The following is a 19,151-nucleotide window of genomic DNA, read 5'->3' as shown; positions in this document are numbered from 1 at the left end:
TTTAATTGTGGTAAAGTAAACATTATAGACAATGAAGGGTCGGTTGTACTTACATTGTAACGAGGTGAAATGGTATGCTAGCTTTACTTGCAAAGATTTTCTTAATAGTTTCCGCTATCGGTTTGATTCTTGTCGTTCTTCTACAATCCGGTAAAAGCGCTGGTCTTTCTGGTGCAATTAGCGGTGGAGCTGAACAACTTGTTGGTAAACAGAAAGCAAGAGGAATGGATGCTGTTTTAGGTAAAATCACAGTGGTTCTCGCTGTAGTGTTTATGTTATCCGCTATCTTGCTGGCATTCTTCCTTCAAGCAAAGTAAATGGTAAAAAGACAGCAGACGCATTTGTGTTGCTGTCTTTTTTTATACGCATTTCTACATATGATGGTACAAAGAAAAAAATGACGGGTACAATAGTAAGGAAAGTATTACGAGATAAGAACATGTTTTTTGTTGAACATAACTTGGCATACTAAAACATAATCAAGAAAAAAGGAGCTTTTACATGAAAGATATAGATATCCTTTCCTTTATGAGGGAACAGGCGTATCATCCCATGACAATACGTGAGCTAGAGGAAGCGTTTGGCTTACAGGGCTCAAACAATTTTAAGCAATTAGTGAAAATCTTGAATCAGCTTGAGGATAATGGAGAAGTTGTACGTACGCGTGCTAACCGCTATGGAATTCCAGAAAAAATGAACTTGGTTCGCGGTAGACTACAAAACCATCCTAAAGGATTTGGCTTCGTGATTCCTGAGACACAAGGTGAAGAGGATGTGTACGTGCATTCCAACGATATGCAGGGAGCAATGCACGGGGATACGGTACTCGTTCGAGTGGAAAAAGAGGCCTTCGGAAGTCGTTTGGAGGGTAAAATCGTTCGCGTTGTAGAACGTAGCACGAAGACGATTGTCGGAACCTATCAGGATCAGCAGCACTATGGTTTTGTTATTCCAGATGACAAGCGGGTTGGGAAAGATATCTTTATTCCACAGCAAGCAGTAAATGGGGCTGTAGATGGCCATAAAGTGGTTGTAAAGATCGTGAAGTACGCAGAGGGTAGAGGTAACCCTGAGGGTGAAGTAACCGAGATTCTAGGGCATAAGAACGACCCTGGGGTGGATATCCTTTCGATTATCAGAAAGTTTAACTTACCGGAAGGCTTTCCTGATGATGTGCTAGCCGAAGCTGAAGCGGCTCCTGATCACATTTCTGATGAAGAAATTAAGGATAGACGAGACCTGCGTGAGCGTATGATGGTCACCATTGACGGAGCAGATGCAAAGGATTTGGACGATGCTGTCTCTCTGGAGCAATTAGAGAACGGGAATGTACGTCTAGGTGTTCACATTGCTGATGTTAGCTATTATGTAAAAGGAAAATCGGTTTTAGATCAGGAAGCATACCGACGTGGTACAAGTGTGTATCTTGTGGATCGAGTCATTCCGATGATCCCACACCGATTATCAAATGGTATTTGTAGTTTAAATCCCAAAGTGGATCGACTAACGATTACCTGTGATATGGAGTTCGATGCAGGGGCTAATATTGTTTCACATGACATTTATTTAAGTGTTATTCGTACCAATGAGCGGATGACATATGCAGATGTACGCAGTATTTTAGCTGATCAGGATCAGGAGCTACGTGAGAAATATCATGAATTAGTCCCGATGTTTGAAAGCATGGAAGAGCTTTGTCTCAAATTACGTAAAAAACGGATGCAACGTGGAGCTATCGATTTTGATTTCCGTGAGGCTAAGATTTATGTAGATGCTGAAGGTACTCCAACCGATATCGGCTTCCGTACGCGCTCCATAGCTGAGCAAATAATTGAAGAGTTTATGCTAGCAGCCAATGAAACGGTTGCGGAGCACTTCCATAAGCTGAAACGCCCTTTCATTTACCGGATTCACGAAGATCCAAAGGAAGAAAAGCTACAAAACTTCATGGAGTTTATCACTAGCTTTGGATACAGTGTGCGAGGTAAGGGAACGTCGGTTCATCCAAAAGCGTTGCAACAATTGTTAGAAGAAATCAAGGGAACACCAGAAGAAGTAATCATTAGTACGGTATTGCTTCGTTCCATGAAACAAGCCCGTTACGATGCAGAAAGCCTTGGACATTTTGGCTTATCTACCGATTTCTACACACATTTTACTTCTCCTATTCGCCGTTATCCGGACTTAATTGTGCATCGGATGATTCGTTTATGGCTGGAGAAAAAGCAGCTGGATGCGAAAGAAGAAGCATATTGGACAGCGGAAATGCCAATCATAGCAGAACATACCTCGCAACGAGAACGTGTAGCTGTAGATGCTGAGCGTGAAACAGACGATCTGAAAAAAGCAGAATTCATGCTACAGCATATTGGTGAAGAGTTCGAGGGTGTGATTTCTAGTGTCACCTCCTTTGGTATCTTTGTAGAGCTTCCAAACACAATTGAAGGATTGGTCCACGTTAGCTATCTAACTGATGACTATTATAATTACCATGAAAAAATGTATGCTCTTATTGGTGAACGTACAGGTAAGCAGTATCGTATTGGCGATGAGGTTTTGGTACGTGTGACTACTGTTAATGTTGACGAACGCACCATTGACTTTGAAATTGTAGGTATGAAAAAGCCAAGTGAGCTACGATTTAATAGATCGCGTCAGGCAAAAGTGATTAGTGGTAATGGTCGAGATAAAGATCTTGGTAGTAATCGAAAACAGCGTCGTTCGAAACCTTTTAAAGACGCGGGTCCGGCGGCTGCTAAACGGAAGCGTAAGCAGGAACAAAACCAAGGCGGCGGGCCAAATACACGTGGAAAAGATGCTCAACGTCGTTCAGCCGGTAAAGGCGGAGCAGGACGTTTTATAGCACTTCCAGGGCAAGAAAACACAGAGGGTAAGGAATCTGTAGAACCCAAACAAAAGGGATTTTGGGAGGATTTTGTAAGCTCCAAGCAAAAGAAAAAACGAAATTCCGTGGTGAAACAAGCGAAACGTAAGCGGAGATAAATCGGGAAGAGTCGCAGGAAGGCAATGGAGTTCAAAGCATTGCCTTCTTGTCTTATTTTTGTTAAAATTAGAGGTACTACTCTTGCTCAGATGAGGTGATTTCCGTGACCGTTTCTAAAAAAGGAACAAAAACTGTAGCCCAAAACAAAAAAGCCAGACATGATTATCACATTGAAGAAGTGATGGAGGCAGGTATCGAGCTAACCGGTACGGAAATCAAGTCGATTCGAGGCGGACGAGTGCAGCTAAAGGATAGTTTTGCTCGTATTGTTAATGGGGAGCTTATCTTGTATAACGTGCATATTAGCCCTTACGAACAAGGCAACCGATTTAATCATGAACCTGAACGCAATCGTCGTTTGTTGATGAAGCGTTTGGAGATTCTGAAATTAAACAGCTTGATTCGTGAACAGGGATATTCCCTTGTTCCACTTAGCATTTATCTAAAGAACGGCTGGGCAAAGCTTGAGCTTGCTGTTGTCCGTGGGAAAAAGAATTATGACAAGCGTGAGGATCTGAAGAAAAAGGATGCCCAACGCGAGGTTGCGAGAGCGCTTAGAGACCGTCAGAAGGTTTAGAGGAAAAGAACGGTTTCAGGCGGCAGTTCTTCCAACTCTGCCAGTAACCCACATTGAGATTCTTACGTAAGCTGTGGTAGTATAGGTGTACAACGATGAACGATTCGAGACATCGTTACAAGCCATTTATTTATATGAGGCTGTGTAGTAAAGAAAAACTGAATAAGTTTTCTTTGCTCTTTCTATCCTGGGGGCGTTTTGGATTCGACGGGGATGGTAGAGCATGAGAAGCGAGCCGGGGGGCTGCGGACCTCGTCAACAACGCGGAAAGCCATTAACTGGCAACAAACAACTTTCTCTAGCTGCCTAATCTCAGCTAGGTGCTACCACTCCATCGCCCATGTGGCGTGACTAGCACTCACTCTTAGTGGGATACGCCTGAGGCTTCCGTCTGGAGCCGATGGAAGAAGATCAATCAGACTAGGTAGCGGGTCAGCGCGTCACTCCGCGAATCCACTACCGAAATATAAATGAGTGACTGCGCTCGGAGATGCTCATGTATCGCTGTTTTCGGACGGGGGTTCGAATCCCCCCGCCTCCATAAAAGTACCGAAAATGGGAGATTAGACAGTCAAAAACTGTTTAGTCTCCCATTTTTATTAAGAACAATTTTTTGGAACATAGATGGAAGATACTGTAGAACAAGAACAGGGAGCTAGTGACCAAAAGTTAATGGAAATTATCCAGATTACTTGTATCATTTTTATGAAACAGTACCAGATGATAATAGAGAAAGTAGTGGTCATCTATTCTATTATTAATTGATTGAAAATTAGGATAATGTGTTGGTAATATTATATTATTTATATATTGGAGGCGAATATATAATGAAAAACGAAGAGTGGGACGAAATACCTCTAATTATCCCAATTAAGCCTATAGTAAGTCCGTCATTCATAGCTTGCAGTCATTCCCGAGAGAAAGGAAAACTAGCAATCTGTAACATTAATCTTGAAGAAGGGAAAAAAGAAACAATATTTTCAATCCCACAACAAATAGCTAAAATGTCAATCTCGCCTACAGGGAATGTAATATACGGAGCTGAGTATGATAAAAAAGATAACAAAAATGTAATCGCATTTTATAAGATAGAGACCAATGAAAAAAGTATAAATAAAATTGCAGTGATACCAGCTGACGAATATCGCAATAAATGGATGGAAACAAATAGCCTTAATGACATCGAAGCCCATTTATCTGAAATATATTCTCTGGATGATCAATACGCCATTTTTTTTATCTCAAATTCAGGGGTTGAGTATGGGAAACCTTACTATAGTGATATTTTCTTAATTGACTCTATTGAATCATATATTTATAAAGTAGCCTCAGATATAGGTCATGATGATAGTTTGCTTCGACTTGATAGCTTAAAAGCCTTCTATGCTGATCATAATTACTACTTCTATAGTAAAACAGGAAGGATTTATCCGCATGAAAAACAGAGCATGTGGAGAGAGACAAAACCAAACAATCCTTACTATGACCATTTGGAAACAATTATGATTTTTAACACGAGAAATTTTATTGAACAGGTGAAAAGGAATCAGAAAGCTCTAAATGGAAAATTAGTGGAGCAGGTTAATTACAATCAGACTTTGAGTGAAATAGATATAATAGCAGAAGGCATAAGCTATTTATTGGGTGATATTCCAAATGATTTACAATACTTGATAAAATACAAGACGAGCAGCGATGAAAAAGATAAAATTTTTAATGAGACTAGTATAAAGGAATACAAAAATAGGGATGTACATGAAGATTGGCTGTATGAGCATATTTCCAAATTACAGAATAACATGAATGATAGGTATACGTTAGAAACTCCATATAATCATTATAATGTATTCCTAAGCGAAGATTTTGCTTAGACTGGGTATTCGAGATCAGTACCAATCAAATCATAACTCACTTCCCCTGACAAACCACATCATATATGATTGAAATTATATAGCAAATGAAAAATGCTTCACGAAAATCTCAGGAGGTGAAAAGCAGTGGCAAAAAAGCGTAATTTGCCAGAAACCGCAGCATCTCATGCAAAGCCAAGTGTTGGAGGCGATACTTTGCATGGGGTGGATATTCAATAATGAAATCGCCCAATTAAGCATAGATCATTTCTAATCTTTTGGCTTTGCACCTTATTTTCATTTTTTTAATGAATAGGGGGCAGTCAGAGATGAAATATGTGAAAGCAACAGCTATTTTACCCGAAAAGCTGCTTGTTGAAATTCAAAAATATATTCAAGGTGAAACCATATATATTCCCAAACCAAAAACGACTTACCAAAAATGGGGATCACGTTCTGGCGGAAGAAAGCTAATTGATGATAGAAATATTGCCATTAAACATGCATTTAAAAATGGAAAAACGATTCATCAATTAGCGGATGACTACTTTCTTTCGATAGAGACAATTAAAAAAATTGTCTATTCAAGTAAATAGGCGTGAAGACTGTTGCACTTATAATCTTAGGATTAGGTTATAAGTGCTTTTTGTATGTCGAGTTTATTTCTCAGTCAACTGCTACATATCAAAGAAGAAGCTAATTTTTTATAGTAAAAGAGAGGGCAATGAAAGAAAGATTGAGCCTTTTGAAAAGATTAGGTTTACGTATTTGGAGGGAATCATATGATGGAGCCATTTATTAAAAATCATCAATACAACTATATTAAGAAGCAAATAGATATCCTGCAAAACGCTACCTTAACTGTTGCTGATCCGAAAGTAATGGAAGCGGTGAGGTACGGCTCAGAAGCAAAAGTAATAGACGTGTTTCCTAACGTTACGGATATTCAAAAACAACTGTTGGGGAGAATCTCCTCATTAAAAGCTGAAGAATTTCAGGATTATCTACGTTCATTATTACCTTACTTAGTTGAATTTCCACAAGTGACTGAAAAACAGATAAGAAAACTATTTCCCAAAAATAAAAAGCTGAAAGCGCCTGATTTAGTAACGATTGACTACCACAAGGTAACCTATCTTGGCTGGATCAATATTTCAAGTAATAAACTATTCATCGTGTATCATTTGAAGGGGAAAGCGGTTGGGATCGAAGGGAGATATACCCTTGTAAACAAGAAAAACATATGTGCATTATGCCATGGATATACTGATGTTGCTTTATTTTCAGCGATCTCTAAATCAAGGGCCGCTAATGTATCCTCCGATTATTACAAAGCGGTTGGTCACTATATATGTATCAATAGTCATGAATGTAATAAAAGGATTACGGATGTTACTCCGTTAGAGAGGTTTATTGGGGACGTTATAGGCTAAATAAGTTTCATTAATGGAATCAATCATAAAATGCTCGTGAGAATAGAAGAAGCAGGATCGTTCATCGACAGGTGTATTCGGTCGTCCCACCCAAAGCTGAATACGAATTGACAGCTCTGGGTGAAGGAGTGAGACCAGTCATTGAATATCGATAGTAGTGGGGAATACAATTACGCTCTCCGCAACCTGATGAGTCATAGCTTCTGCCAATGGCTGAGCGGTAAACAATTCTAACAGCTACTACAATAGCTCTTTATAATATCTTAAATCAAGCAGACACCTGATGATTCAGGTGTCTTTTCTTGTAAAAATACATGGGCTTCCCAACCAAAATTTATAAGATAACGGACCGTTTTTGAATATTTGATGCAGTCCCTCCAACTTCAATTTGGGTGATATGCCCCTGTTTAACAGAAAGTCTTGAAATAATAGTAGAAGGTTGATTCATGCTGTGACCCTGAGCAAAAGCTAAGTGGTGAATGGATTTATCAGAAAAGATTTTATGCTTGTACAAATAGCATGTTAGGGCCCCACATGATGTCCCTGTCGCACTTTCCTCCGGTATATCATACAAAGGAGCAAAATTCCTGCAAGTAGCAATCATCTCGTTTTTTGTATCCAATGTGAATAAATGAAAGCCAATAACCTGATATTTTTTACTTAATAGTGTGATTTGATCAAAATCTGGGGTAATTTTATTAAGAATCTCTAAGCTTCTAATTGGTACAAGTATATCCTTCAATCCTGTTGAAACAATCTCAAGCGGCAGTCGTTGGTCTAAGTCTTCTGCTGATATATGTAGAGATTTGATGATATCTTCTCTATCTGGTTGATCATAAAAGGTTGGGAGGGCTTGCGAAAGAAAAATATGATGATCCTTCTCAACGGTTACCTGTAACAAGCCGGCCTTACATTCTAATGTATATGTACCGTGACTAATTTTTTGTTGACATACCATCAGATAAAAAGCTGCAATTGTGGCATGACCACATAAATCAACCTCGGCATTAGGGGTAAAAAATTGAATCTTAAAATCTGCGATGGAGGATGTCTGAATAAACGCTGTTTCAGAAAATCCAACTATATGAGCAATAGTTTGCATGTCCTTCTGTTTCAATAAATCAGCCTCTAACACAACGCCCGCTGGATTCCCCCCATTTGAGTCAGTTGCGAAGGCATTTAGCGTATAAATCATTACTTCCACAAGATCACCTTTTTTCTGAAGTTGTTTTATGAATTGAACATCCAGTTTCTATAGGCTTTAGCTATATCTATTACTTTACCTATTATATGATTTTTTAAAAAGATTGCCTCTATTTCATCAATTAAAAAAGCATAGGACTCGGTTGAAAAACATTTTTCGTGGAACCAGGGGCCATGTCATCCTGTACATGTATGTCAGGAAATGAGTAGATTAACTAGTAAAGCCTTTATTTCGTATTGTGAATCGCTCTCTTCCGATAAATAAAAAAGGGATTAGATGCATTTGAAATTGATGTGTGACTTGGTTTTAGGACCAAATATGACCAAAGAGAATCAGATATACCAAATTGATCCAAATGGCACTGTATCTACAAAGAAATGCTGGGTAGAGTTAATAAAGAGCCAATAATCAAGCATTACATAAGCAATACGGCAGAAGTGATGAAGTTCGTGGAATTGAGTCAGGCATTAGACCATCTTATTCATAAGGGTGCTAGACTCAGTTTATTTGGTCCAATCAAGAGATGTTTGCCATTTTGACGATAAATATAATAGGTCAATGTTGTGGATATTGTAGTAGTGAAGCATCGACGGATATTACATCTGAACAATTAGGAGGGTCTATATTGGAACGATTTACAGACGAATATGGTCATAAATATTGCTTTAATATGGTAACTCATTATGGTGGCAAGGTAGTCGTACACTGCCCGAAATGTACAAAAAATGCCTATATTTCTAAAGAAGATAATGAATATGTTCTAAAATGTGGAGTGTGTTATCATACAGAAACGCAATCGGAAGCCTATAAATACTCGACCAGAGGGGTATGCCAGCATTGTGAAAGGTACTTTAATCTGGAAGTAAAGGATGAAAAGAAAATAACTCAAAAACAATTGAATATAGCGTGTCCTCATTGCCACACAATGAATCAAGTTCCTATGCACAGAGTGGCAGATTATCAATGGCGATATCAGGATATTAGAGATGGGAAAGATCCAGTTTTTCATTTGGAGCTGTACTATTTGAATTATTTTCGTGGGAAACCGGTATGGGCTGTAAATCGAGAGCATTTGAACTATCTCATATCATACACGTCGGCATCCCTGCGTGAAAAACCAGCAAATGGTCCCATGCGAACTGCCTCCCATTCCCTTCCTGTCTATATGAAAGAGGCGAAAAATAGAGAATCTATCGTAAAAATCCTCCAAAAATTACAGAGGAAATTTGAAGAATAACAAAGGCAAATGCTCAAACGACTCCTGTAAATGTAATGAAGGTACAAGCTGACAGAATGAAGATAGTGGTGGCTATTTAATTGGGAAGGCGTAAGAAAGAATATTCTTTCCGCGATAGCAGGAACAGCATATGGCAGGAAGGTGTAGAGAACAGAGAATTAAAAAACCTAGGGGAATACAAAATTGCAGGTATAGGTGGTGAGGACATGGATGGGAAAAAGCGAAGTGAGATCGTAGATGGGCTTGAAGTAGAGATTGTTTTAAAACAAGATCAGAGGACAGGAAAGCGTACACGAGGAATTGTGAAGGACATTCTGACGAATTCTAGTACGCATCCGCACGGGATCAAAGTAAGATTAACGAACGGAATGGTAGGTAGAGTACAAGAGATTATCAAGGGTGAGTAGCTTACGTTTGGTCTGAGATTCTGGCAATGTTTTGGGAGCGGGGGAAATTCCTTTGTGGAACTCAGAAAGAAGGCTGTAGGCAGGCTACACATTCCTTTTCTTTACTAAACACAAAAATGGAGATTGAACAAATAGTCTACGTTCAATCTCCATTTTTTCTTTCTTTTATCCTTACGCATAAGGAGTTAATAAATCTGTTACGAGGTATCTCATCGACGGAATCTGGACTCTACGGCTATCTGGTCAATCCAACCACCAAGGGAAGCCCAATTACTCCATCGACCATTAGGGGTTATTTCCTAAATATGCCAAAGAGCATTATCTGTACCAATAGCAAAAACCTCTAACCGCCCATCTGCATTACGAGCTACTACAGGTGAATTAATGGTACCACCTAAGGAGGCCCAGCGACTCCAACCATCGTTTGGAGCAAGCTGCCAGATATGCCAAAGAGCTTGGTCTCCTCCACGAGCAAAGACGTCTATTCGACCGGACGTTCTTCTGGTTACCGGCATTATTAACACCAACTTTCAATAGTATAAAGGAAATATTTTCTAATATGTTATTTAGGGCATATATCATTTGTTACAAAGGTCTAAAAATTGGGTGGTTGCCTATCAAAAATAATAGAAAAGGAAAGTCATTAACGAGGGGGTGACATTCCTCTGCTTTGACTGATTCCATATAGAAAGTGTTGCTACATTATTTCGCAAAACGAAAGAAGAGCGATTGCTTTCCTAGACAGTTGACTGGAAAACGATCGCCCTCTATTTTGAACAAAATATAAATGTTTTAAAGAACATGTGTATCAAAAGAGAAGCTATTTGAACGTTATTATCGTGGCACTCATACGGAAGAAAAGGCAGAAGGCTCTGGTTTGGGGATGAGTATCGCAAAGGCTATTGCAGAGGGGCATCATGGGACAGTCGAGGTAGAAACGGTACTGGGAAGAGGAACTGCGATCACCTTATCGTTTCCTTGTGGATAACATCTGTAGTGAACTTCTCATAGCTGAACCACCACACCTTGTTCGAAGCTGATTCATTCTACTTATATATGAAGCAGTCACTAACAGGTAGTTATCCTGTAGTGACTGCTTTATTTTATTTTATGGTTTAATTCCGATCGGGTTACTTGCCTTTTTGAACGAAGGTGCTATACTAGAAAACAACTTAACGTTATTCCCGAAATGAAGATCAAAATCGGAGGAGTAGACATGACGAAGCGCTTTGGAATTATTTCTATTATGATGAGTATCCTTTTATTTCTTAGCGGTTGCGCTAGTGAAGGTACAGCACCTCAGCAACAGGGAGATCAGAGCAAAACAGTAGCTGAGAGCGGTAAACCCAAAAGTGGAGGAAGCTTGGTAATCGCAGTTGGCGATGATCCGAGTGCACTTAACCCGAATTATGCTGGGGATCGTGTGACTTTAACCATTAATCAATCCTTGTTTGCACCCTTATTTACAATCAATGATGGGAAGAAAACATTTGTATTAGCTGAGAGCTTGACGCAATCCAAGGACTTTTTAACCTATACACTAAAATTGCGAGATAACCTGACTTGGCACGATGGGAAAAAGCTGACTGCTGATGACGTAGTCTTTACGCTTGCTAGCATTTTGGATGAAAAGCAACATAGTCCACAACGAAGCTTGTTTGTATTAGATGGAAAGCCAATCCAAGTAAAAAAAGTTGACGATACTACAGTAGACTTTGTACTTCCTCAAGTCAGTGCAGCCTTTGAGGGAGCTTTGGTTCAGGTTTCTCCAATTCCTAAGCATATCTTTGAAAATGTAGAGGATATTGAAAAGAGCGAAAAAAACTTCAGTCCAGTAGGTTCTGGACCGTTTAAATTTAAGGAATATAAACCTGGCGAGTATGTAACCTTAGAACGTTTTGATAATTACTTTGCAGGAAAATCCTATTTAGATACTGTTACGTATCGTATTACTAAGGATACCAATGCAGCGAATTTAGCGATGCAAAATGGCGAAATTCAAATGAAATTTATCGATCCGCAGGACTATAACAAGATGAATGACATGCAGATGTTTAATTTAATTAAATATAATGAAGGCCGATTGGTTTACATTGCTTTTAACCTCAATATCGATGTACTACAGAAAAAAGAGGTTCGCCAAGCGATTGCCTATGCTATTGATAAAAATGAATTAGTTCAAGCAGCGTACTCGTCTCTTGATTATGCTGAACCTGCTCATTCCTTGCTTACTCCTGATGCGCTTTACTATACAAAAGAATTACCTACGTATGAATATAACGTGGAGAAAGCTAAGGAATTGCTGAAAAAGGCAGGAGTAAACCATTTGAAGCTTAGATTAGCATATGTGAATAACAACAAACCACAAACTAGTCAGGCACTCTATCTTCAGCAGAAGTTGAAAGACATCGGAATTGACATTGAACTACAGCCATTGGATCCAGCAGCGTTCTCAAATAAATCTCAAGACATGAAAAATAAAGATTATGACTTGTCCTTCGGTGGCTATATTATGGGCTATGAACCGGATGCATACAAATCTCTATTTGTTAGTACAGAGGCTTTTAACTATTCGCACTACAATAACAAAGAGTTTGATCAGCTATGGTCCAAAGCCGCTGTAGAGGTTGATACTGCAAAACGTGCTGAGCTGTACAAAAAAATCCAAGAAACAGTAGCAGATGATGTACCGATCTACCCAATTGCCTACCCTAAATCCATTATAGCTGTGGACAAAAGATTTGGTGGTTTGCAAGAAGCGGTTACAAAGCCAGTGACTATGTTTGAGGATTTGTCCAAAATTTATGAGCAATAATAAATAGTTAGATCATTTATAGGGAACAAGGGAGAAAATAAGCTGATTCGGATCAGCTTATTTTCATTCCAAGAAGCTGTTTTAGGAGGACATTCATGTTTTCATTTATAGCAAAACGAATTCTTCAATCAATTCCGATGTTATTTTTTATTTCTATTGTTTGCTTTGCTTTGATAAAGCTGGCTCCCGGTGATCCCCTGCAAGCCTTCATTACTCCCAAAATGAGTTTTGAGGATATAGAACGGATTCGGCATAGCATGGGATTAGATCGACCTGGGTATGTTCAGTATTTTATGTGGTTGAAAAATGTGTTAATGGGTGATTTTGGCTATTCCCTTATCAATCACCGACCTGTGCTGACACAGGTAATAGAACGGTTACCGGCAACGGCAGGGTTAATGGGGGCCTCCATACTTCTCTCTGTTCTGTTGGCTATTCCATTAGGATTACTAGCAGGGGCAAATCGTAATAAGTGGATTGACAGTATTCTAAATATGTTTTCATATGTAGGGATTTCGATTCCAGCTTTTTGGTTTGCTATGCTTCTCATCTACTTTTTTGCGATTAAGCTACATCTTCTTCCTAGCATGGGAATAAGAACGATTGGGGTTACTTCCACCTGGGATGTTATCAAGCACGGTATACTTCCCTGTTTGGTCCTTAGTTTTGGTCAATTGTCTGTTTACATGAGATATATTCGTTCCAACACGATTGGACAACTAAAGGAGGATTATGTCCAAATCCAATACGCCTATGGCTCCACGCGATGGCAAATTCTTTTTCGTCATGTACTGAAAAATGTACTTTTACCGATTATTACCCTTCTTGGGATGTCATTACCTGATTTGATTGCTGGGGCGATTATTACTGAAACGGTATTTTCTTGGCCGGGAATTGGCTCTCTTAGTATTAAAGCTGCCTTTGGATTTGATTACCCGATCATTATGGCAATTACCATGTTTACGTCCGTCTTGCTCATCATCGGAAATTTACTGGCAGATATCCTGTACAGCGTAGTTGATCCACGAATCAGGGCATGGAGGTAGCAAGATGAATAGAAGAAGATGGAATAACGTAAAGACGGAATTGTTATCGAATAAACTGGGCTTGATCTCAGTCATTATACTAATGGTTTTTGCACTGGGTTCCTTGTTTGCTTTTCTTGCTCCATACGATCCTAATCAAATTGTTATTCAGGATAGACTCCAGGCAATGAGCCAAACTCATTTTTTCGGCACGGATGATTATGGTAGAGATTATTTTTCTCGGGCCCTACATGGAGGTCGAGTTTCTTTAATGGTTGGATTTGCCGCTATGATTATCGCTACTGGACTTGGAACAACAATTGGGGCGATTAGTGGATATTTTGGAGGCATGGTCGATAGCATTATCATGCGCACAGTAGAAATTTTAATGTCGATCCCATCCTTTTTATTAATGCTGATCCTAAGTGTGTATTTAAAGCCTAGTATTCAGACCGTGATCATTATCATTGGACTTTTAACTTGGATGAATGTAGCAAGACTTGTCCGAGCAGAGACATTGTCTGTTAAAGAACGAGAATATGTATTGTACGCCAAGGTGTCGGGACAAAGCCCATTTAAAATTATCTGTTATCACATCATTCCAAGCATCTCGTCTACTATCATTGTGACAGCGACGATCAATATTGCTTCTGCGATCTTAATGGAATCGGCGCTGAGTTTTCTGGGGCTGGGTATTCAACAGCCCAATTCATCGTGGGGGAGTATGCTAAACAACGCACAAGGATTTATAGGGGAAGCACCCCATCTAGCTCTGTTTCCTGGCTTGTTTATTCTCCTTACAGTAATGAGCTTTAATGTCCTAGGAGATGTTTTGCGAGTAGCCTTTGAACCAAAAGCGAATGACGAATAAGAATAGATATAACGAATGAAGATGATTAGCTTGGAGTGAGTCATATGACGGAAGTTTTATTGGATGTGAAGAATTTAAGAACGTCTTTCTTCACACGCGCTGGAGAGGTGCAGGCTGTTAGGGGAGTTAGCTTTACCGTTCAAAAAGGTGAAGTAATAGGGATTGTAGGAGAGTCGGGGAGTGGAAAAAGTGTGACCGCCAAATCAATTCTCTCTCTGATTGCACAACCGGGGAAAATTGTCGGTGGAGAGATCAAATTTGGTGAAAAGGATCTGTTAGTAGCGACAGAAAAAGAGCGTAAAGCGATTCGGGGAAATCGGATCGCTATGATCTTTCAAGATCCCATGACTTCTCTTAATCCTGTATATAAAATTGGACGCCAACTGACAGAAGTAATTATGAGGCATCAAAAGGTAAGTAAGTCGGTAGCTAAACAAAAGGCAATCGACTTATTAAAACAGGTGGGCATTTCCTCTCCTGAAGAACGCTTTAACCAATACCCGCATGAATTCAGCGGCGGGATGAGGCAGAGAGTGATGATTGCAATGGCACTCTCATGTGAACCGGAGCTATTGATCGCAGATGAGCCCACTACCGCATTAGATGTAACGATACAGGCTCAGATTCTTGATTTAATAAAAGAGCTAGCTAACCAGTCAGATACAGCTGTTATGCTGATCACGCATGATTTGGGGGTAGTCGCCCAGGTATGTTCAAGAGTAATTGTCATGTATAGCGGTATGGTGATGGAGGAGGGGAAGGTTGAGGATATCTTCTATCGCCCACAGCATCCTTATACACAAGGGCTTCTGCGTTCTCTACCTAAACACCATAAGGGAAATAAAGAAAGACTAATTCCCATCGAGGGAACTCCGCCTAGTTTATTAAACCCTACAAGTGGCTGTCCATTTGCAGAACGCTGCCCTCATATGATGGATAAATGTCTTAGCGAGATTCCGCCTTCTTACGAGATAGGTTCCGACCAACGGATGAAATGCTGGCTGGGAGAAGAGATCGGGGGGAAAAGGAATGAAACCCAAGGACATTTTAGTTGATGTAGAACATCTCAAGAAATATTATCCAATCAATAAAGGTTTTTTTGGTGGGATAAAGAAATATGTCAAGGCTGTTGATGACATCAGCTTTCAGATTTATAAGGGAGAAACGTTTGGGTTAGTTGGAGAGTCGGGATGTGGTAAATCTACAACAGGACGCAGTATCGTCCGGCTGTTCGATGTGACTGATGGGAAAATATTGTTTGATGGACATGACGTAGCGAAGATGAGCGAACATCAGCTCAAACCTTTTCGCAAACGAATGCAAACCATTTTTCAAGACCCGTATTCTTCTTTAAATCCGGGGATGACTGTCTTCGAGCTGATCAGTGAACCTATGAATATTCATGATTCCCTTGGAGAAAAAGAGCGGAAGGAAGTCATTCAGGATCTCTTGGAGCGTGTCGGTCTAAAGAAAGAACATTTGGATCGTTACCCGCACGAATTTAGTGGAGGGCAGAGGCAGAGAGTCAGCATTGCTCGATCTCTAGCAGTGAAGCCAGAGTTTATCATGTGCGATGAACCAATTTCAGCGCTGGATGTGTCAGTTCAGGCCCAGGTTGTCAATATGCTAGAGGATCTTCAAAATGAATTAGGGCTGACCTATCTGTTCATTGCCCATGATTTATCGATGGTACGTCATATTTCAGATCGCATCGGGGTGATGTATCTAGGTCAACTTGTAGAAGTAGCTGAAAGTAACGAGCTATATGATCATCCGGCACACCCATATACACAAGCACTTCTTTCTTCTATTCCGATAGCTGATCCCAAGTTGCGTAATCAAAAACGTATCATGATGGAAGGGGACATTCCAAGCCCCTTGTCAACCATCCGCGGCTGTAAATTCCAATCGAGATGTCCATATGCATCATCACGCTGTGTCGAAGAACAGCCGAAGCTAGTATCTATTAGCCCGGGTCATCAGGTTGCCTGTCACTTGTTTAGTGAATAAGTCAGAAATGGAGAGGGTATTACAAAATGTCTCTAGTAAAACTTTCGCAAAATGAAGCACTCATGATTGAGGTACTCCGGGCAAAGGGTGTGACAGAAGAAGAGTTATTTGATGTCTTAAAAGAGGGAGATATCAGTTCTTTTCAAAAATGGAGCGATGACTTCGATTTTTCCAATCTGCTTGATTTCTCAAGACAGAACTGGGGTGAGTTTGAACAAGCAGTAAGAGAAGGATATCAGATTAAATTTAATACAATCAATGGTATCAAATATTTGATCTCTGTTAGATTAAACCAAATGGCTGACCGTGATTACCAACATAATGGTGATCATTTATCGGGAATTAAGCTTAAAGAAGCGGAAGTCATCTGGCTACAGTCTGTACTCTCTAAGAATTGGACGGTCGTGGAGCAAGAACAAGAACGAAACTCAGATTTTAAGGTAGTAAAAATAGAGATGGTTCGTTCGTAAGCATTGGAGCGTAATTACGTAATTTTTCAATGGAAAGTCACCTGCCGGGGTGGCTTTTTTTTGTGGCTTGAGCGTGACTGCCCTGTCATTCCTTTTTTTGTCATACTGGTGTAACACTTCAGCACTACTATATACCTAGTCATTCGCAACAACGTGCTGGAGGGAACTCAGATGAAAAACGAGACATTCTTACTTACAGGAGGTACCGGTTCTTGGGGATGGGAACTAGTGACTCAGTTATTAGAGAAAAATCCAAAGGAAATACGTATCTATTCTCGCAATGAAGCGCTTCAAGTGGAAATGAGTCAGTATTTTCATGATCACCGATTGCAGTTCATTATTGGTGATATTCGCGATAAACAAGAAATGATACAGGCTTGTCAGGGTGTCGATCATATTTATCATTTAGCCGCCCTAAAGCATGTACCTATTTGTGAAAATCAACCAGATATCGCTATTAAAACAAATGTGATTGGCACACAAAATGTTATTGAAGCTGCCATCATAAATAAGGTGAAAAAAGTCATTTATGTATCAACCGACAAAGCCTCAAATCCTTCAAGTACATACGGAATGACAAAAGCGATCGGGGAACGTCTCATTATTCAAGCCAATATGCGAGACACGTCCACCAGATTTGTTTGTGTGAGAAGTGGAAATGTTCTAGGATCAACAGGAAGCGTCATTCCTATTTTTCAAAATCAGATTCAGCAAGGACTGGATTTGGGTGTGACGGATATGAATATGACAAGATTTTTTTTGCGACTAGAAGAAGCGATTCAAATGTTGTTTATAGCTACAGAGCAAAGCATGGGAGGAGAGACGTTTGTCTTACACATGCCATCCTGTAAGATCAGTGATATGGCTGAGGTATTCATTGAGGAATCGAGAAGAAATGACATAGGAATAAAGCTACTGGGCTTACGTCCTGGAGAGAAGCTTAATGAAACACTAATCTCGGAATGTGAAAGTCACAGAGCGATTCATTTTAACCAAGATTATTTTGTGATTCTACCTACCTATCAATCTCCAGAGCTACAGGTGCATTACGCTAATTGCCAACCGGTTGGTTTTCATAGTTACCATTCTGAAAGCTCCCTTATGACAAAAGATGAGGTTAAACAAATGCTAGAGACTGGGGGGTTCTTTAGATGAAAAAAATCATTTTTACAGGAGGCGGATCAGCCGGTCATGTAACGGCCAACTTAGTGCTGATTCCCAAATGTACAGAGGAAAATTATGAAATCCATTATATCGGATCAGAAAATGGTTTTGAGCAAAGGCTTGTAGCGGAATTCGAGCAGGTTCACTATCACAGCGTATCAACTGGTAAGCTACGGCGCTATCTCGATTGGAAGAACATTACTGATATCTACAAAGTGATGAAAGGTATCCTTCAAGCGTATCTCCTAATGAGAAAGCTGAAACCTGATGTGGTATTTTCTCTAGGGGGATTTGTTTCCGTTCCAGTAGTCCTCGGAGCAAAAATGAATGGGATTGCTACTATCATTCATGAACCTGATGTGCATATGGGGCTTGCGAATCGGATATCTTATCCTTTTGCTACAAAGGTGTGTACAACCTTTTTAGAAACGAAAAAAAATGATCCATCAAAAAAGATCACTCATATAGGGGCTATTGTTAAAGATACGCTCAAATCGGGGGAGCGGGAGCGAGGAATTTCTTTCTGTAACTTTACCTTTCAAAAGCCCGTCCTTCTTGTGATGGGAGGGAGCCAAGGTGCAGAGAAAATTAATCAGGTTGTTCGAGCGGTTTTACCTGAGCTATTACTAAGCTTCCAAGTGATCCATTTATGTGGACCGGGGAAAATAGATGCTTCCATCCATCAAGAGGGCTATCAACAATTTGAATATGTCACACATGTATTGCCTGATTTGTTGGCAGCGGCTGATATAGTGGTGTCACGTGCCGGTTCTAACTCGATACATGAATTGTTAGCCCTGCAAAAGCCTATGCTGCTAATTCCGCATACCAGTGGCGGTACGAGAAATGGACAGATAAGGAACGCACAAAATTTTCAAGATGCAGGATATGCAGAGACTCTCATGCAAGAGAATATGACAAATCAAACATTTTTGGAGCATGTCTATTATCTACACCAAAACCGTGAATCATATATCCGACAGATGAAAACCGACGATTCTGGAAAAGCTGTGGAGAAGGTTATGGAATTAATCAAGGGGTTTGATAAACGTAGTCTCTATCATTAAATGGTAGATGCGAGACT

At 39.9% G+C, this 19,151-nt stretch carries 18 protein-coding genes, 1 other RNA gene and 2 pseudogenes; 19 read left to right on the top strand and 2 right to left on the bottom strand.

The window, feature by feature from the left end; translation table 11 throughout:
- Nucleotides 1-74: 74 nt before the first annotated feature.
- The 8 genes and pseudogenes from secG to ACQV1I_RS22680 form a co-directional block, all read left to right on the top strand.
- The gene (secG, locus tag ACQV1I_RS22715) at nucleotides 75-317 is read left to right on the top strand and encodes a preprotein translocase subunit SecG (RefSeq protein ID WP_018670233.1); all 243 of its coding nucleotides are present in this window, start codon (nucleotides 75-77) and stop codon (nucleotides 315-317) included.
- Nucleotides 318-501: 184 nt separating this feature from the next.
- Nucleotides 502-3,003 (top strand): ribonuclease R, encoded by a 2,502-nt coding sequence (gene rnr, locus ACQV1I_RS22710; RefSeq protein WP_438769832.1) that lies wholly within the window; start codon nucleotides 502-504, stop codon nucleotides 3,001-3,003.
- A gap of 104 nt (nucleotides 3,004-3,107) precedes the next feature.
- Nucleotides 3,108-3,581, top strand: coding sequence for an SsrA-binding protein SmpB (smpB, locus tag ACQV1I_RS22705; RefSeq protein ID WP_018670235.1), 474 nt, complete (start codon nucleotides 3,108-3,110; stop codon nucleotides 3,579-3,581).
- A 189-nt stretch (nucleotides 3,582-3,770) separates the two neighbouring features.
- Nucleotides 3,771-4,125, top strand: a transfer-messenger RNA (tmRNA) gene (gene ssrA, locus ACQV1I_RS22700).
- Between the two features lie 283 nt (nucleotides 4,126-4,408).
- Nucleotides 4,409-5,452, top strand: a complete 1,044-nt coding sequence (locus tag ACQV1I_RS22695) for a hypothetical protein (RefSeq protein WP_116334348.1) — start codon at nucleotides 4,409-4,411, stop codon at nucleotides 5,450-5,452.
- Nucleotides 5,453-5,760: 308 nt separating this feature from the next.
- Nucleotides 5,761-6,027 (top strand): CD3324 family protein, encoded by a 267-nt coding sequence (locus ACQV1I_RS22690; RefSeq protein ID WP_018670250.1) that lies wholly within the window; start codon nucleotides 5,761-5,763, stop codon nucleotides 6,025-6,027.
- A 186-nt stretch (nucleotides 6,028-6,213) separates the two neighbouring features.
- A complete protein-coding gene (locus ACQV1I_RS22685; protein WP_094700384.1) occupies nucleotides 6,214-6,864 on the top strand; it encodes a FusB/FusC family EF-G-binding protein in 651 nt (216 codons plus the stop codon).
- Nucleotides 6,865-6,911: 47 nt separating this feature from the next.
- Nucleotides 6,912-7,007 (top strand): annotated as a pseudogene (locus tag ACQV1I_RS22680) (winged helix-turn-helix transcriptional regulator); the annotation flags it as partial.
- A gap of 191 nt (nucleotides 7,008-7,198) precedes the next feature.
- On the opposite strand, the gene ACQV1I_RS22675 reads toward ACQV1I_RS22680, so the two are convergent.
- Nucleotides 7,199-8,068 carry a PhzF family phenazine biosynthesis protein gene (locus tag ACQV1I_RS22675; RefSeq protein WP_116334347.1) on the bottom strand — a complete coding sequence of 290 codons (870 nt, stop codon included), beginning with the start codon at nucleotides 8,066-8,068 and terminating at the stop codon, nucleotides 7,199-7,201.
- 625 nt (nucleotides 8,069-8,693) lie between these two features.
- On the opposite strand from ACQV1I_RS22675, the gene ACQV1I_RS22670 reads away from it, so the two are divergent.
- Complete coding sequence (locus ACQV1I_RS22670; protein WP_116334346.1) at nucleotides 8,694-9,305, top strand: hypothetical protein; 612 nt, start codon at nucleotides 8,694-8,696, stop codon at nucleotides 9,303-9,305.
- A 206-nt stretch (nucleotides 9,306-9,511) separates the two neighbouring features.
- A complete protein-coding gene (locus ACQV1I_RS22665) occupies nucleotides 9,512-9,712 on the top strand; it encodes a YwbE family protein (protein ID WP_116334356.1) in 201 nt (66 codons plus the stop codon).
- Between the two features lie 299 nt (nucleotides 9,713-10,011).
- On the opposite strand, the gene ACQV1I_RS22660 is transcribed toward ACQV1I_RS22665, so the two are convergent.
- The gene (locus ACQV1I_RS22660; protein WP_236645809.1) at nucleotides 10,012-10,227 is read right to left on the bottom strand and encodes a hypothetical protein; all 216 of its coding nucleotides are present in this window, start codon (nucleotides 10,225-10,227) and stop codon (nucleotides 10,012-10,014) included.
- 293 nt (nucleotides 10,228-10,520) lie between these two features.
- Between ACQV1I_RS22660 and ACQV1I_RS22655 the strand changes: the two are divergent.
- The 9 genes and pseudogenes from ACQV1I_RS22655 to ACQV1I_RS22615 all read left to right on the top strand — a co-directional run.
- Nucleotides 10,521-10,700, top strand: a pseudogene (locus ACQV1I_RS22655) (sensor histidine kinase); the annotation flags it as partial.
- A 228-nt stretch (nucleotides 10,701-10,928) separates the two neighbouring features.
- Nucleotides 10,929-12,527: an ABC transporter substrate-binding protein gene (locus tag ACQV1I_RS22650; protein WP_116334345.1), complete on the top strand. Its 1,599-nt coding sequence runs from the start codon at nucleotides 10,929-10,931 to the stop codon at nucleotides 12,525-12,527.
- Between the two features lie 95 nt (nucleotides 12,528-12,622).
- On the top strand, nucleotides 12,623-13,573 hold the full coding sequence (locus tag ACQV1I_RS22645; RefSeq protein WP_094700389.1) for an ABC transporter permease: 951 nt from the start codon (nucleotides 12,623-12,625) through the stop codon (nucleotides 13,571-13,573).
- Nucleotides 13,574-13,577: 4 nt separating this feature from the next.
- Nucleotides 13,578-14,423 carry an ABC transporter permease gene (locus ACQV1I_RS22640; RefSeq protein WP_094700390.1) on the top strand — a complete coding sequence of 282 codons (846 nt, stop codon included), beginning with the start codon at nucleotides 13,578-13,580 and terminating at the stop codon, nucleotides 14,421-14,423.
- Between the two features lie 44 nt (nucleotides 14,424-14,467).
- A complete protein-coding gene (locus tag ACQV1I_RS22635) occupies nucleotides 14,468-15,478 on the top strand; it encodes an ABC transporter ATP-binding protein (RefSeq protein ID WP_116334344.1) in 1,011 nt (336 codons plus the stop codon).
- Entirely contained in the window at nucleotides 15,453-16,433 is a 981-nt protein-coding gene (locus ACQV1I_RS22630; RefSeq protein WP_116334343.1) for an ABC transporter ATP-binding protein, read from the top strand. The genes ACQV1I_RS22635 and ACQV1I_RS22630 overlap by 26 nt, the downstream gene beginning before the upstream one ends.
- Before the next feature lie 26 nt (nucleotides 16,434-16,459).
- The gene (locus ACQV1I_RS22625) at nucleotides 16,460-16,903 is read left to right on the top strand and encodes a hypothetical protein (RefSeq protein WP_116334342.1); all 444 of its coding nucleotides are present in this window, start codon (nucleotides 16,460-16,462) and stop codon (nucleotides 16,901-16,903) included.
- Between the two features lie 171 nt (nucleotides 16,904-17,074).
- Nucleotides 17,075-18,058 carry a polysaccharide biosynthesis protein gene (locus tag ACQV1I_RS22620; RefSeq protein ID WP_116334341.1) on the top strand — a complete coding sequence of 328 codons (984 nt, stop codon included), beginning with the start codon at nucleotides 17,075-17,077 and terminating at the stop codon, nucleotides 18,056-18,058.
- Nucleotides 18,055-19,134 (top strand): undecaprenyldiphospho-muramoylpentapeptide beta-N-acetylglucosaminyltransferase, encoded by a 1,080-nt coding sequence (locus tag ACQV1I_RS22615; protein WP_116334340.1) that lies wholly within the window; start codon nucleotides 18,055-18,057, stop codon nucleotides 19,132-19,134. Before ACQV1I_RS22620 ends, ACQV1I_RS22615 begins: the two co-directional genes overlap by 4 nt.
- Nucleotides 19,135-19,151 lie beyond the last annotated feature (17 nt).

The organism is Brevibacillus sp. JB24b (genome assembly GCF_051713385.1).
Taxonomy (GTDB): Bacteria; Bacillota; Bacilli; order Brevibacillales; family Brevibacillaceae; genus Brevibacillus_B; species Brevibacillus_B laterosporus.
The sequence above is the reverse complement of the archived record's forward strand: the minus strand, read 5'-3'. Positions and strand labels throughout refer to the sequence as shown.

Excerpts from the sequence above, each read along its gene's own strand:
- secG (WP_018670233.1), top strand. The coding sequence starts at position 75 with ATGCTAGCTTTACTTGCAAAGATTTTCTTAATAGTTTCCGCTATCGGT.
- rnr (WP_438769832.1), top strand. The coding sequence starts at position 502 with ATGAAAGATATAGATATCCTTTCCTTTATGAGGGAACAGGCGTATCAT.
- ACQV1I_RS22695 (WP_116334348.1), top strand. The coding sequence starts at position 4,409 with ATGAAAAACGAAGAGTGGGACGAAATACCTCTAATTATCCCAATTAAG.
- ACQV1I_RS22690 (WP_018670250.1), top strand. The coding sequence starts at position 5,761 with ATGAAATATGTGAAAGCAACAGCTATTTTACCCGAAAAGCTGCTTGTT.
- ACQV1I_RS22685 (WP_094700384.1), top strand. The coding sequence starts at position 6,214 with ATGATGGAGCCATTTATTAAAAATCATCAATACAACTATATTAAGAAG.
- ACQV1I_RS22665 (WP_116334356.1), top strand. The coding sequence starts at position 9,512 with ATGGATGGGAAAAAGCGAAGTGAGATCGTAGATGGGCTTGAAGTAGAG.
- ACQV1I_RS22660 (WP_236645809.1), bottom strand. The coding sequence starts at position 10,227 with ATGCCGGTAACCAGAAGAACGTCCGGTCGAATAGACGTCTTTGCTCGT.
- ACQV1I_RS22650 (WP_116334345.1), top strand. The coding sequence starts at position 10,929 with ATGACGAAGCGCTTTGGAATTATTTCTATTATGATGAGTATCCTTTTA.
- ACQV1I_RS22645 (WP_094700389.1), top strand. The coding sequence starts at position 12,623 with ATGTTTTCATTTATAGCAAAACGAATTCTTCAATCAATTCCGATGTTA.
- ACQV1I_RS22640 (WP_094700390.1), top strand. The coding sequence starts at position 13,578 with ATGAATAGAAGAAGATGGAATAACGTAAAGACGGAATTGTTATCGAAT.
- ACQV1I_RS22635 (WP_116334344.1), top strand. The coding sequence starts at position 14,468 with ATGACGGAAGTTTTATTGGATGTGAAGAATTTAAGAACGTCTTTCTTC.
- ACQV1I_RS22630 (WP_116334343.1), top strand. The coding sequence starts at position 15,453 with ATGAAACCCAAGGACATTTTAGTTGATGTAGAACATCTCAAGAAATAT.
- ACQV1I_RS22625 (WP_116334342.1), top strand. The coding sequence starts at position 16,460 with ATGTCTCTAGTAAAACTTTCGCAAAATGAAGCACTCATGATTGAGGTA.
- ACQV1I_RS22620 (WP_116334341.1), top strand. The coding sequence starts at position 17,075 with ATGAAAAACGAGACATTCTTACTTACAGGAGGTACCGGTTCTTGGGGA.
- ACQV1I_RS22615 (WP_116334340.1), top strand. The coding sequence starts at position 18,055 with ATGAAAAAAATCATTTTTACAGGAGGCGGATCAGCCGGTCATGTAACG.